This is a genomic window from Acidovorax sp. SUPP3334 (assembly GCF_030159055.1).
Lineage (GTDB): Bacteria > Pseudomonadota > Gammaproteobacteria > Burkholderiales > Burkholderiaceae_C > Paracidovorax.
In genome coordinates this window covers 15,794-28,603 of sequence record NZ_BQXQ01000009.1, presented here as the reverse complement: position 1 = coordinate 28,603, position 12,810 = coordinate 15,794, and the positions used below count along the sequence as shown (strand labels likewise).

General features: G+C 66.6%; 11 protein-coding genes and 2 pseudogenes. 9 read left to right on the top strand and 4 right to left on the bottom strand.

Annotated elements, in window-relative coordinates:
* The first annotated feature begins 102 nt into the window (after nucleotides 1-102).
* From AVHM3334_RS06770 to AVHM3334_RS06745, 6 genes are all read left to right on the top strand, one after another.
* Nucleotides 103-1,719: a sugar ABC transporter ATP-binding protein gene (locus AVHM3334_RS06770; protein ID WP_284410934.1), complete on the top strand. Its 1,617-nt coding sequence runs from the start codon at nucleotides 103-105 to the stop codon at nucleotides 1,717-1,719.
* Nucleotides 1,716-2,738: an ABC transporter permease gene (locus AVHM3334_RS06765; protein ID WP_284410765.1), complete on the top strand. Its 1,023-nt coding sequence runs from the start codon at nucleotides 1,716-1,718 to the stop codon at nucleotides 2,736-2,738. The genes AVHM3334_RS06770 and AVHM3334_RS06765 overlap by 4 nt, the downstream gene beginning before the upstream one ends.
* A 63-nt stretch (nucleotides 2,739-2,801) precedes the next feature.
* Complete coding sequence (locus tag AVHM3334_RS06760; protein ID WP_284410762.1) at nucleotides 2,802-3,812, top strand: LacI family DNA-binding transcriptional regulator; 1,011 nt, start codon at nucleotides 2,802-2,804, stop codon at nucleotides 3,810-3,812.
* Between the two features lie 117 nt (nucleotides 3,813-3,929).
* Entirely contained in the window at nucleotides 3,930-4,880 is a 951-nt protein-coding gene (gene rbsK, locus AVHM3334_RS06755) for a ribokinase (RefSeq protein WP_284410760.1), read from the top strand.
* Nucleotides 4,877-5,266, top strand: coding sequence for a D-ribose pyranase (rbsD, locus tag AVHM3334_RS06750; protein WP_284410758.1), 390 nt, complete (start codon nucleotides 4,877-4,879; stop codon nucleotides 5,264-5,266). Before rbsK ends, rbsD begins: the two co-directional genes overlap by 4 nt.
* A 34-nt stretch (nucleotides 5,267-5,300) precedes the next feature.
* Nucleotides 5,301-6,239: an MBL fold metallo-hydrolase gene (locus AVHM3334_RS06745; protein ID WP_284410756.1), complete on the top strand. Its 939-nt coding sequence runs from the start codon at nucleotides 5,301-5,303 to the stop codon at nucleotides 6,237-6,239.
* Between the two features lie 103 nt (nucleotides 6,240-6,342).
* Here the strand turns inward: AVHM3334_RS06745 and AVHM3334_RS06740 are convergent.
* Nucleotides 6,343-7,292: pseudogene (locus AVHM3334_RS06740) on the bottom strand (IS5 family transposase).
* 238 nt (nucleotides 7,293-7,530) lie between these two features.
* Between AVHM3334_RS06740 and AVHM3334_RS06735 the strand changes: the two are divergent.
* The gene (locus tag AVHM3334_RS06735; RefSeq protein WP_284410753.1) at nucleotides 7,531-8,124 is read left to right on the top strand and encodes a hypothetical protein; all 594 of its coding nucleotides are present in this window, start codon (nucleotides 7,531-7,533) and stop codon (nucleotides 8,122-8,124) included.
* Between the two features lie 412 nt (nucleotides 8,125-8,536).
* On the opposite strand, the pseudogene AVHM3334_RS06730 reads toward AVHM3334_RS06735, so the two are convergent.
* The 3 genes and pseudogenes from AVHM3334_RS06730 to AVHM3334_RS06720 form a co-directional block, all read right to left on the bottom strand.
* Nucleotides 8,537-8,684: pseudogene (locus tag AVHM3334_RS06730) on the bottom strand (IS5/IS1182 family transposase); the annotation flags it as partial.
* A gap of 40 nt (nucleotides 8,685-8,724) precedes the next feature.
* Entirely contained in the window at nucleotides 8,725-9,252 is a 528-nt protein-coding gene (locus tag AVHM3334_RS06725) for a DUF4124 domain-containing protein (RefSeq protein WP_284410751.1), read from the bottom strand.
* Nucleotides 9,253-9,372: 120 nt separating this feature from the next.
* A complete protein-coding gene (locus AVHM3334_RS06720) occupies nucleotides 9,373-11,355 on the bottom strand; it encodes a lytic transglycosylase domain-containing protein (protein ID WP_284410749.1) in 1,983 nt (660 codons plus the stop codon).
* 15 nt (nucleotides 11,356-11,370) lie between these two features.
* Here AVHM3334_RS06720 and AVHM3334_RS06715 point away from each other — a divergent pair, with 15 nt between their 5' ends.
* Together AVHM3334_RS06715 and AVHM3334_RS06710 are read left to right on the top strand one after the other, a co-directional pair.
* Nucleotides 11,371-11,943 (top strand): 5-formyltetrahydrofolate cyclo-ligase, encoded by a 573-nt coding sequence (locus AVHM3334_RS06715; RefSeq protein ID WP_284410747.1) that lies wholly within the window; start codon nucleotides 11,371-11,373, stop codon nucleotides 11,941-11,943.
* 116 nt (nucleotides 11,944-12,059) lie between these two features.
* Nucleotides 12,060-12,752 (top strand): glutathione S-transferase family protein, encoded by a 693-nt coding sequence (locus AVHM3334_RS06710; RefSeq protein WP_284410746.1) that lies wholly within the window; start codon nucleotides 12,060-12,062, stop codon nucleotides 12,750-12,752.
* Nucleotides 12,753-12,810 lie beyond the last annotated feature (58 nt).

Genomic DNA, 12,810 nt, shown 5'->3' with positions numbered 1-12,810 from the left:
CGCTTGGCTTGACCGCCCGCTCCTGCCGCCTTTGACCTGAGGAACGACCCCGTGCCCCCTCTGCCGCCCGCCGCCGCGCCCGCGTCCGCCCCCTTGCTGGAGATGATCGGCGTGGGCAAGGACTACCACGCCACCACCGTGCTCCACACGGTCACGCTGTCGCTGCACGCGGGCGAGGTGCTGGCCCTGACCGGCGAGAACGGCGCGGGCAAGAGCACGCTGTCCAAGATCCTGTGCGGGCTGGAGCCCGCCACGCGCGGCAGCATGCGGCTGGGCGGCCATCCCTACGCGCCCGCCTCGCGCCGCGATGCCGAGGGCCAGGGCGTGCGCATGGTCATGCAGGAGCTGGGCCTGGTGCCCACGCTCACCGTCGCCGAGAACCTGCTGATGGGCCGCCTGCCGCACCGGGCGGGCTGGCTGCGCCGGGGCGCGCTGCACGCGGCGGCCAGCGCGCAACTGGCGAAGATCGGCCTGACCGACATCGACCCGGCCACGCCGGTGTCGCGCCTGGGGCTGGGCCAGCAGCAAATGGTGGAGATCGCCCGCAACCTGCACGACGACACGCGCGTGCTGGTGCTGGACGAGCCCACCGCCATGCTCACGCCGCGCGAGACCAACTACCTGTTCGAGCAGATCGCGCGGCTCACGGCGCGCGGCGTGGCGATCGTCTATGTGTCGCACCGGCTGGAGGAGTTGCGCCGCATCGCCGACCGCGTGGCGGTGCTGCGCGACGGCGCGCTGGTGGACGCCCGCCCGATGGCCGGCCTGAGCGAGGCCGATCTGGTGCAGCGCATGGTGGGCCACGCGGTGAGCGACCTGGAACACCGCCCGCGCCGCCGCGCCGGCCCGGTGGTGCTGCGCACCGAAGGCCTGGGCCGGGGCACGGCGGTGCAGGACGTGAGCCTGGAGCTGCGCGCCGGCGAGGTGTTCGGCATCGCCGGGCTGGTCGGATCGGGCCGCACCGAACTGCTGCGCCTGTTGTACGGCGCCGACCGGGCGGACCGTGGCACGGTGGTGCTGTCCGAAGACCATGAACCAAATCGGCCTCCAGCGCAATCAGCACTAGGGGGAACTGCTACAAATTCAATAGCAAACGATTCAAGGACTCCGCCGGATGCACCGCTGGCCGGCCAGCGGATTCCGCGCGGCTTCGCCTCGCCGATGCAGGCGATCGCCGCCGGCATCGGGCTCGTGGCCGAAGACCGCAAGTCGCAGGGCCTGCTGCTCACGCAGCCGATCCGCGTGAATGCCACGCTGTCCGACCTGTCGGCCGTGTCGCGCTTCGGCTGGCTGCGCCGCGCGCACGAAAGCGCCGTGGTGCAGGGCTTCATCCGCACGCTGGGCGTGCGCTGCCGCGGGCCCGAGCAGCCCGTGGGCCAGTTGTCGGGCGGCAACCAGCAAAAGGTGGTCTTCGCCCGCTGGCTGCACCGCGATGGCCGGGTGCTGCTGCTGGACGAGCCCACGCGCGGCGTGGACGTGGGCGCGCGCGCCGACCTGTATGCCGAACTCGACCGCATGGCGGACGACGGGCGCGCGCTGCTGATGGTGTCGTCCGACCTGCGCGAACTGATGGCCATGGCCGACCGCATCGGCGTGATGAGCGCCGGGCGCCTGGTCGCCGTGTTCGAGCGCGGCCAGTGGACCGAGCAATCCCTGCTCGCAGCCGCTTTTTCCGAACCCGGTGGCCGCACGGCCGCCAAAGAACCCTCTCCCGCATGAACACCCCCGCCGCACCGGCAGCGCAGGCCGCCGCCCCTTCCTCCTCTTCATCCGCCACGCCCCCTGCGTCGTCCGCCTCGGTCTGGCGCACGCAACTGGGCACCTACCTGGGCCTGGCTGCCGTGCTGGTGGGCATGGTGGTGCTGTTTTCGTGGATGTCCGAGTACTTCTGGAGCCGCGAGACCTTCGTCACCATCGCCAACGAGATCCCGGCGCTGGCCGTGATGGCCGTGGGCATGACGTTCGTGCTGATCATCGCGGGCATCGACCTGTCGGTGGGCTCGGTGATGGCGCTGTCGGCCGCGGCTTCGGCCGCCGCGATCCTGCAATGGAAATGGAGCGTGCCCGCCGCTGCGGCTCTGGCGCTGGCCACCGGCCTGATCTGCGGCACCGTGACGGGCGCCGTGTCGGTCGCCTGGCGCCTGCCGTCGTTCATCGTCTCGCTGGGCATGCTGGAGGCGGTGCGCGGTGGCGCCTACGTGGTCACCGATTCGCGCACGCAGTACGTGGGCGATGCGATCTCCTGGCTGTCCGCGCCCGTGGCGGGCGGCGTCTCGGTGGCGTTCGTGCTGGCCCTCGTGCTGGTCGTGGTGGCGCAACTGGTGCTGTCGCGCACGGTGTTCGGCCGCTGCCTGGTGGGCATCGGCACCAATGAAGAAGCCATGCGCCTGGCCGGCGTGGACCCACGCCCCCTGCGCATCGCCGTGTTCGCGCTCACCGGCCTGCTGGCCGGACTGGCCGGGCTGATGCAGTCCGCGCGCCTGGAGGCGGCCGACCCGAACGCCGGCACCGGCATGGAGCTGCAGGTGATCGCCGCCGTGGTGATCGGCGGCACCAGCCTGATGGGCGGACGCGGCTCGGTGATCACCACCGCGTTCGGCGTGCTCATCATCGCGGTGCTGGAGGCGGGCCTGGCGCAGATCGGCGCGAGCGAGCCGAGCAAACGCATCATCACCGGCTGCGTGATCGTGGCTGCCGTGATCATCGATACCGTGCGCCAGCGCCGGGCGGCCGCATGACCACCGCACCCACGGCTTCGCAACCCCGGCCGGTGGCCCACCCGCGCCGGTCGCGCTGACCCAATGGCCACCATCAAGGACGTCGCACGCCACGCGCAGGTTTCGGTGACCACCGTGTCGCACGTGGTCAATGGCACGCGCCACGTGAGCCCCGAGGGCCGCGCGCGCGTGGAAGAAGCGATCCGCACGCTGGGCTATGTGCCCAGCGCCATCGCCCGCAGCCTCAAGCGCAACAGCACGCGCACGCTGGGCATGCTGATCCCCAACAGCTCCAACCCGTACTTCGCCGAGGTCGTGCACAGCGTGGAAGACCGCTGCTTCGGTGCGGGCTACAACCTCATCCTTTGCAACACCAACGACGAGGCGCACCGCCAGGGCTCGTACCTGCAGGTGCTGGCCGAGCGCCGCATCGACGGGCTGATCGTGGTGTCCACCGGCTACGACGCCACGCTGGCGCGGCAGCTGGAAGGCCTGTCGATTCCGACCGTGCTGGTGGACCGCGAAATCGGCGTGCCCCGGCAGCCGTGCGACCTGGTGGAAACGGCCCATGCCCAAGGGGCGCTGCTGGCCACCCGCCACCTGATCGGCCTGGGGCACCGCCGCATCGCCTGCATCGGCGGCTCGCAGGGGCTGGCGCCCAGCGAGCAGCGCATCGCCGGCTGGCGCTCGGCGATGGCCGAGGCCGGCGCCCCGGCCGAGGGCCTGCTGTCGCACGGCAACTTCACCAGCCAGGGCGGCTACGAGGCCATGCAGGCGCTCTTTCGCGCGCCGGCCACGCCCAGCGCCGTGTTCGTGTGCAACGACCTCATGGCGATCGGTGCGCTGTGCGCCGCGAACGAACGGCAGCTGCGCATTCCCGACGCCCTGTCGGTCGTCGGCTTCGACGACATCGAACTGGCCGCCTTCACCAGCCCGCCGCTCACCACCGTGGCCCAGCCCAAGCAGCGCATCGGCGCGCTGGCGGTGGACATGCTGCTCGAACGCATCGACGGCAAGCGGCAGGAGCCGCGCCAGGTGCTGCTGCAGCCCGAGCTGCGCGTGCGGGCATCGACCGCCCGATACCTTTTTTCCTGACGCTTTTTCCATGCTTTCGCTGCCATCCGCGCCCCTGTTCGCCCGCCGTTTCCAGGGCCCGCTCGCCGGCCCCTGCCCGCTCCTCGTTTCCGTCCTTTCCTCGGGTCCTTTCCGCGCATGAACGCCGCCGCTTTCTCCCACCCCCGCATCGCCGTCGTCGGCAGCCTCAACATGGACCTGGTGCTGCGCGTGCCGCAAGCCCCCTGCGCCGGCGAGACGGTCATGGCGCATTCGCTGAGCCATGTGCCTGGCGGCAAGGGCGGCAACCAGGCCGTGGCCTGCGCGCGCCTGGGCGCGGACGTTCAACTGTTCGGGCGCGTGGGCGCCGACGGCAACGGCCAGGCGCTGCGCGCCGCGCTGGCGGCCGACGGCATCGACCATTCGGGCGTGCAGACCGACGAGGCGGCGCCCACCGGCGTGGCGGCGATCGTGGTGGACGATGCGGCGCAAAACCGCATCGTCGTGGCGGCGGGGGCCAACCTGAATTTCGTCCTGGATGCCGTGGCGCTGGCGCCTGCGCTGCAGGGCGCGGCCTGTCTGGTCGCGCAGTTCGAAGTGCCGCTGCCCGAAGTGCTGGCCGCGGCCAGCCAGGCGCATGCCGCCCGCTGCCGCGTGCTGCTGAATCCCTCGCCCATGCAGCCCTTGCCCGATGCGCTGTGGCCCTTGCTGGACACGCTGGTCGTGAACGAGGTCGAAGCCGCCGCCCTGGCCGGCTGCGCCGTGGCAACGCCCACCGACGCGGCGCACGCGGCCCGGCTGCTGCGCGCGCGCGGCCCGGCGCGCGTGGTCGTCACGCTGGGTGCGGCCGGTGCCGTGGCGGCGGATGCCTACGGCTGCCGGCACCACCCGGGAATGGCCGTCACGGCGGTGGACACCACCGCCGCCGGAGACACCTTTCTCGGAGCGCTCGCCGTCGCACTGGGCCGGGGCGAGCCGCTCGACCTGGCCGTGCAGGGCGGCATTCGCGCTGCGGCGCTCTGCGTCACGCAGCCGGGCGCACAGCCTTCCATTCCCACGCAGGATGCCGTCGCCGCCAGCCCCTGCCCCCCCGACTGGAGATTGCTATGAAGCGTCGCCCCTTGCTGCATGCCGAACTCTCGCACGCCATCGCCTGCATGGGCCATGGCGACATGCTCGTCATCGGCGATGCCGGGCTGCCCATTCCGCCCGGCCCGCGCCGCATCGACCTGGCCGTCACGGCGGGCATTCCTGCCGTGGACGAGGTGCTGTGCGCCGTCCTGTCCGAGCTGCAGGTGGAGCGAGCCATCGTCGCCACCGAAGCCATCGAGCGCGCCGCGGGCCAGGTGCCCGACTGGTGCCTGCTGCCCGTGGCGCCCGAGGCCGTGCCGCACGAGGACTTCAAGCGGCTGTGCCAGCAGGCGCGCGTCATGGTGCGCACGGGCGAATGCACGCCCTATGCGAATGTCATACTCATCGCCGGCGTGACGTTCTAGACGGCCGAGGGCGGCGCGCCAAGAAAGCCCCGCCATGCCCTGCTCCCCGAATTCCGGCGCACCCCGCCTGCCCCCAGAGATCACCGTGCTGGAGCGCGGGTGGCTGTCGGCCAACAACATTCTTTTCCTGGGGGCGGAACGCACCGCGCTGGTGGACACCGGCTATTGCACCCATGCCGCGCAGACCGTCGCGCTGCTGGAAGGCGCCCTGCAGGGCCGCGCGCTGGACAGCGTGTTCAACACCCACCTGCACAGCGACCACTGCGGCGGCAACGCCGCGCTGCAGCAGGCTTGGCCGGCACTGCGCACTTTCATTCCCCCGGGCCAGGCGGAACACGTGCGCCACTGGGACGCCAACGCCCTGAGCTACACGCCCACCGGCCAGGACTGCCCGCCCTTCCGCATGGACGGCGTGCTCCAGCCCGGCACCGAGGTGATGCTGGGCGACCGGCCCTGGCAGGTGCATGCCGCACCGGGACACGACCCGCATTCGATCGTGCTGTTCGAGCCCATCGACGCCCTCATGATCTCCGCCGACGCGCTGTGGGAAAACGGCTTCGGCGTGGTCTTTCCGGAACTGGAAGGCGACAGCGCCTTCGCCGAGGTGGCTGCCACGCTGGACCTGATCGAATCGCTGGCGCCCCGCACGCTGATCCCTGGGCATGGCCGCGTTTTCACCGACCTGCCCCGCGCGCTGGACACGGCGCGGCGTCGGCTGGACGGCTTCGTGCACTCGCCCGAAAAGCACGCGCGCTACGCCGCCAAGGTGCTCGTCAAATACAAGCTGCTGGAATGGCAGCGCATCGAAGCACAGCAGTTGTGGGACTGGGCCGCCGCCACGCCGTACTTCGCGCTGCTGCACGAGCGGTACTTCAGCGACGAGCCCATACAGGCTTGGCTGGACGGCACTTTGCATGATCTGGTGCGCTCAGGCGCGGCCGCCGTGCAGGTCTCACAGATTTGTAACCTATAGATAAAAATTTCTGTTTTGACCGATAGACCGCAGACGCATGTCTTAACAGGGCTTTGTTGCACAAGTCGGGAGCGAGGCGAGATGACCCCTACCCCAGACGCAGCTACGCCATGGCAGGCACAGCCACCGTGGTCGGACGCCCCAGCTGCGTGAAGCGGTTGAGCAGCGCCACCCGCACGTGCAACTTCTGTGACCTGACGCTCGAACGTGCGTGCCATTACCCGCTCTCCCAGGCGCTTGAAGCAATGCATCTTGGTCTCCGCCAGGCTTCTTCGGTGGTAGCCGCTGCACTTCTTGCAAAGGCTCCCCCCCAGCCTCTGGCAGGCCCGCAGGGCTTCGTTGCGCACCGCCGCTCCCATCGGAGTCTCTTTCCACGGCTTGCCGTTCTTGCGCGGCGGTATCACCGCCTGTGCGCCCCTTTGCGCTATTGCCGCATGGCAGCCCTTGGTGTCGTAGGCGCCATCCCCGCCGACGCTGGCCACCGGCTCATCGGGCGGTATCTGCGAGAGCAACCCGTGCAGCATCGGCGCATCGCCCACGCTGCTGTCGGTGACCTCGATGGCCCGTATCTCCAGTGTCTTGGCATCGATGCCCAGGTGTACCTTGCGCCACTGCCTGCGGTACTCGGCGCCGTGTTTCTTGCGTTTGCATTCACCTTCGCCCAGGAACTTGATCCCGGTGCTGTCCACCAGCAGGTCCAGGGCCGTGCTGCTGCGCCGGTAAGGCAGCCGCACCTGCAGCGTCTTCTGGCGACGGCTGAGGGTGCTGAAGTCGGGTACCCGCCAGTCCATGCCTGCCAGGCGCAGCAAGCCCTGCACCAACCCCAGGCTCTGGCGCAGGGCCAGACCGAACAGGCACTCGATGCTCAGGCAAAACTCAATCGCCGCATCGCCGAAGATGGGCTGGCGACCGCGTTTGCCACTGGCCGGCGCGTACCACTGCATGTCCTTGTCCAGCCAGATCGTCAGCGATCCTCTCGCTTTGAGCGCGGCGTCGTACGCCGCCCAGTTCGTTGTCTTTTAGCGCTGCTTGGCGCCCCTTGGGTTCACTCATCGGCCTAGGCTAACCGTTCGACTGGCCGTGTTTGTGCGACAAAGCCAGTTGAAACCATGCGTAGTCAGCCGTGATTTAAATGTTTGTGCTGGTAGCATCGCTCAACCGATTTTCATAGTTGGGCATTGAAAAACGCTGCCTGTGATAACACGCCTGCGTCTAGTTTTGAATTATCTCGATTCATTTAGGTCTTGCACAACAAAAAACGTCAATGAATTATTATTAAGGGAGTAGTAGTATGTCAGCCGCAATTGATAATAAAAAAGAACCAGAATTTACTGTGATAGCCCGTATTGCTGCGATAGTTGTCGGTCGGATTGTGAGTCCATTCAGTCCAAGCCTTCACTTGACCTTGCTAATAAAGGACTTGTATGAAGGAGTTACGGCCATTGATGGGCAACCGGATGGCGCTTTTAGAATTGGTGGTTTTGAAAGGATAAAATCTAATTTCTACAAAAATACTATCCCAAATCATTTGTTGACCTATAATAATCAAATGACTGTTGCAGAAAGATTGAAATACTCCAATCCAAAAGACATTGAAATTTCTATAATTCCACCAAAATTCATAACGCCAAGGGAATTTAAAGATAAACTTATTAGAAATGCCAGAAATTTTTCTGGCGTGATCACTCCATATTCCATTCCTCAAAATATAGGTGGCGACAGAATGATTTCTGGTCAATATAATAGTTCATCCTATTTGATTGGATTGCTAAACAGTGTTGCGGGAGATGGTATTGGGTACGATATTGTGATTCGAACAGCTCTTAGGGGGTACCAAGTGCCAGGCCTGGACATGCCCATACCTTCAGGACACTTTACCGGATAAGTAGAATGCCAAAAGTCTTAAGTTTTTGGCTCAACACAATCTTTTTGTTTGTCTTTTCAATAGTAATTAGCCTTGCAATTGTTGTTGGCGAGCAAAATCGGGAATCCGGTTATTTATGGGTTAAATTTACTGTATTGATTCTACTGGCGCTCACGTATGCGGGATGGATTTTTATTAAATATTTCAAATCAACGCTGAGAAATTTTTTTCGCTATTTTTTGCTAATGTTTTTTATTGGTTTAATAGCGGTCTGCATATTTTCTGTGACGGTAGTAAAGTTGATTGGTCTTTGAAGAAGGGCGGATTCAAAAGCGAAGCGCAACACCCTGGCTTTGAATGAACAAGAGTGGATGGCTGCGGCTTTGTTGCACAAGTCGGGAGCGAGGCGAGATGACCCCTACCCCAGACGCAGCTACGCCATGGCAGGCACAGCCACCGTGGTCGGGCACCCCAGTTGCGTGAAGCGGTTGAGCAGCGCCACCCGCACGTGCAACTTCTGTGACCTGACGCTCGAACGTGCGTGCCATTACCCGCTCTCCCAGGCGCTTGAAGCAATGCAGAGTGAGTGCGCCGGCCGGGCGCACACGCTGCCGCTGCCCGTCAGAAGCGATGCTTTTCCGCGCAGCCCATCACGTGGTTGCGGTCGTTGGAAATGCACTGGTAGAAATCGCGCTTCACGCCCGAGGCCGACTGGCAGTCGCCCACGGTGATGTTGCTGCGCGTGCTGCGGATCTTGCCGGCAGTGGACTCGTACTGTTCGCGCGACATGTAGCCGTCGCGGGTGTTCTTCTCGCCGGTTTCCAGCATGGTGTCCAGGCCCCAGCGCGCGTTGTTCACCGCCTTGCCGCAGTCCAGCTGCACGGTGCCGGGCTGCGTCTGGGTCAGGCCTTTGGCCATGCCGTTCACTTGCTCCTGCACCTCCCGCGGGAGCCTGCGCGGGGCGGCGCCTGAACTGCCGCCACCACCGCCGCTGTTGAACGGCACCGTGTTGTGCAGCTGGGGCTGCTCGGCGGTGGACAGGTCCGGTGGCTGCTGCCCATACTGCATGCGGCCCTGGGCGTCCACCCATTTATAGACCGGCTGCGCCGAAGCGACTGACTCCGCAAAAGGCGCATGCCACCACTGCAAGGGCCGCAGCGGCCCTGATATTTTTCTTCAACATGTTTTTATGGCAAGAAACAGCCGCCCTCCGCGGCCGATGACAACACGATGCCGGCGCCCCTCAGCACCGGCATCGCTCCAGAAACATCAAGGCAGGTCTTTGTTCGGCTCCGGTATGGCAGCGTCACGCGGCCCCACGCTGCCCAGCCGGCCCTTGAGCGACTGCGGCTGTCCACTCAGGATGGCGGCATAGATCGTGGTGTTGGCCAGCACCTTCTTCACGTAGTCGCGGGTTTCGGTGAAAGGCACATTTTCGGCCCAGATGGCCGCCTCCAGCAATGGGCCGTTGCGCCAGTTGCGCGGCCGGCCAGGGCCCGCGTTGTAGGCGGCCGCTGCCAGCGGCATGGAACCGTCGAAATCGTCCAGCGCGAGCTTGAGGTACGCGGTGCCGATGGTGATGTTGGTGTCGCGGTCGGTGATCTGGTCGGGCGTGAAGTTCGCCATGCCGATCTTGCGGGCCGTCCAGCGCGCCGTGGCGGGCATGACCTGCATCAGGCCCGAGGCGCCCACGCCCGAGCGGGCGTCCATCACGAAGCGGCTTTCCTGGCGGATGAGCCCGTACACATAGGCCGGGTCGAGCCCGATGGCCTGCGAGCGCGCCACCACCGTGGTGCGAAACGGCATGGGAAAGCGCTGCGTGGCATCGAAGGCCGCCTTCGTGCGTTCGCTGGTGTTGATGCAGCGGTCCCACACCTCGCGCTGGCATGCGAAATCGGCGGCGGCCAGCAGTTCGCGGTCGGCCATGCCGCCGGGGCTGTGCAGGTTGGTGGCGTAGTTCCACTCGCGCACGCCTTCGCCGCGCAGCCCCAGCAAGATGGCGTACAGCCCGCGGTTGAGCGAAGGATTGGCCCGTGCAGCGGCCTTTTCCTCGGGCGTCGGGGGCAGCGGCGGGGCCGGCAGCGCCACGCGCTGGCCCAGCTCTTCCAGGGCCAGCATTTCGTAGAAACCGTTGGTGCCGGCGATGCGTTCGAGCAACTCGTGCGCACGGGCCTTGTCCTCGTCGCCAGGGCGGTTGGACAGCCATGCGCGGGCGCGCCAATAAGTCCAGGTGCTGTCCAGGCGGCCGGCGGGCGACATGGCGTCGATGGCGCGCACCACCTGCTTCCACTGGCCTGCGCGCAGGGCGGCGCGCACCTTCCAGCCCAGGGTGTCATCGGACAGATCGGCGTCTTTCGAGACATTGCCGAAGTAGCCCATGGCGTCGGGCGACAGCGCCAGGGCCGACTGTTTGCCGATCACGCCCCAGACCCAGTTGCGCTCCTCGGCCGAGAGCTGCACGCCCCATTTGCTGTCCAACAGCCGCGCGGCAGCACCGTGATCGGCCATGGCCATCTTGATGAGGGCAAGCACCACCAGTTCCTGGCGCACCCGCCCGCCTGCGGTGGCCCGGCTGGCCAGGAACTTGACCGGGGAGTCGAACACCTCGCGCAGCTGCGGCAGCGCCTCGGGCGCCACGATCTCGACCGCGTTGTGCGTGGCGCGGGCGCGGTTGGCTTCGGCCGACAGGCGCGCCTTGCGCCACACATCCATGGCCGTGACCTTCTTGTCGGCATAGAACTCGGCCACCGCGTGCGTGCAGCCGTCATCGGCCTCGCGCTGGCCGTACCAGTTGCGCAGCACCTCGTCGATGGCGCCGGCCGGCGCGGAGCCCTTGATCTGCTCGATCAGCAAGGCATAGCAGCGCACCTCGCGGTCGTCGCCCATGCGGAACTGGGGGTGCAGTTCGGCGAACTGCACCCAGTCGCGGCGCTGGCCCACCAGCAGCAGCCAGTCGTTGCGCAGGCGGTCTTCCTGGTAGGTGCCGGCGTAGCGCTGCAGGAAAGCGCTCACTTCCTGCGGCATGGCCTCGCCCAGCCGGGCCCGCAGCTCCCAGTAAGCGGCCCAGGGTTCCAGCACATGGCCGCGTGCGCCGGGCAGCAGTTGGGCGAGCCGCTGGCGGTCGCCCTTGCGAAAGGCCTGCTGCATCTGCAGCAGGGTATCGTCACCCCGGTTTTGAGCGACCGCAAGGGTCGCTCCACCGGCGAGCAAGGCGCCCGCGACGAGCGGTGTCAGAATCTTGAGCAATTGCATTGGGGGAATTATGTGATGGACAAAGCAGCCCTGCGCCGCGCACTGGTAGAAGAACGCCTGAACCTCCCCGACCGCCTACAGCGGGCGGACCTGCTTCAGCGCGTCATGCGAATCTGGCTCGTGGACCGGCCAGATACCGTCATCGGCGCGTATTGGCCCATCAAAGGCGAGTTCGACCCGCTTCCGGCGCTGCACCGCTGGAAGGAAGACGGCGAGCTGCTGGACGAGCCCCAGCGCCGCCGCATCGGGCTGCCGGTGGTCAACAAGCTCCACAAGACGCTCACCTTCCACGCCTGGTACCCCGGCTGCCCCATGGAGGAGGACGCCTACGGCATCCCCAAGCCCAAGGACACCGAGGTGATCGTGCCCACCCTGCTGTTCGTGCCCTGCGTGGGCTACGGCCCCGGCGGCTACCGACTGGGCTACGGCGGCGGCTTCTACGACCGCACGCTGGCCACGCTGCAGCCGGCGCCGGTCACGGTGGGCCTGGGCTTCACGCAGGGCTACATCGACGATTTCGAGGCCGAGCCGCACGACCGGCCGCTCGATGCCATCCTGAACGACAACGGCGTCGTCTGGCCGTTCTGACCGGGGCGGCCGTCGAGCGTTGATGCGCGCGGCGCATCAGTGGCGGCGAGAAAAGGCATCGAAAGACCGGGGGTGGGCATCGTAGGATGCAACTCCCTTTTTTCGAGGCGACCTCCATGTTCCAGCTCTACATCGGCAACAAGAACTACTCCTCCTGGTCCATGCGCCCCTGGGTGCTGCTGCGCCAGGCCGGCGTTCCCTTCGAAGAAGTGCGGGTGCGCTTCGACAGCTTCGACGAAGGCTCGCAGTTCAAGCAGCGGATCCATGCCGTGACCCCCACCGGCAAGGTGCCCGTGCTCGTCGATGGCACGCTGGCGATCTGGGACACGCTTGCCATCGCTGAATACGTGGCGGAAACGCACCCGGACAAGGCCCTGTGGCCCGTGAACGCCGCGGCACGCGCCCGCGCCCGCAGCGTCTGCGCCGAAATGCACAGCGGCTTCACCGCGCTGCGCGGTGCCTGCCCGATGAACATCGAGGCCCGCCTGCCCGACACCGGCGCGCTGCTTTGGCGCGACCGCCCCGCCCTGCGTGCCGACGTGGCACGGCTGGTGGACATGTGGGCGGCGTTGCTGCAAGAGCACGGCGGCCCGCTGCTGTTCGGCGAGTTCACCGTCGCCGATGCCTTCTTCGCCCCGGTGTGCTCGCGCCTCTTTACCTACGCGCTGCCGGTGCCGCCGCACATCGCAGGCTATGTCGAACGCGTTCTGGCGCTGCCCGGCGTGCAGGACTGGGTGCGTGCCGCCGAAGCCGAGGCGGATTTCCTCGACTTCGAAGAGCCATACCGGCTCGGCCGCACCGCGCGCTGAACAGGAAGCGGACGGGAACGGGGCGAGAAGGCGCCCGCCGGGCCCTTCGCAAAGCGGG

Coding starts and splice junctions, on each gene's coding strand:
- AVHM3334_RS06770 (WP_284410934.1), top strand. CDS start 103: ATGATCGGCGTGGGCAAGGACTACCACGCCACCACCGTGCTCCACACG.
- AVHM3334_RS06765 (WP_284410765.1), top strand. CDS start 1,716: ATGAACACCCCCGCCGCACCGGCAGCGCAGGCCGCCGCCCCTTCCTCC.
- AVHM3334_RS06760 (WP_284410762.1), top strand. CDS start 2,802: ATGGCCACCATCAAGGACGTCGCACGCCACGCGCAGGTTTCGGTGACC.
- rbsK (WP_284410760.1), top strand. CDS start 3,930: ATGAACGCCGCCGCTTTCTCCCACCCCCGCATCGCCGTCGTCGGCAGC.
- rbsD (WP_284410758.1), top strand. CDS start 4,877: ATGAAGCGTCGCCCCTTGCTGCATGCCGAACTCTCGCACGCCATCGCC.
- AVHM3334_RS06745 (WP_284410756.1), top strand. CDS start 5,301: ATGCCCTGCTCCCCGAATTCCGGCGCACCCCGCCTGCCCCCAGAGATC.
- AVHM3334_RS06735 (WP_284410753.1), top strand. CDS start 7,531: ATGTCAGCCGCAATTGATAATAAAAAAGAACCAGAATTTACTGTGATA.
- AVHM3334_RS06720 (WP_284410749.1), bottom strand. CDS start 11,355: ATGCAATTGCTCAAGATTCTGACACCGCTCGTCGCGGGCGCCTTGCTC.
- AVHM3334_RS06715 (WP_284410747.1), top strand. CDS start 11,371: ATGGACAAAGCAGCCCTGCGCCGCGCACTGGTAGAAGAACGCCTGAAC.
- AVHM3334_RS06710 (WP_284410746.1), top strand. CDS start 12,060: ATGTTCCAGCTCTACATCGGCAACAAGAACTACTCCTCCTGGTCCATG.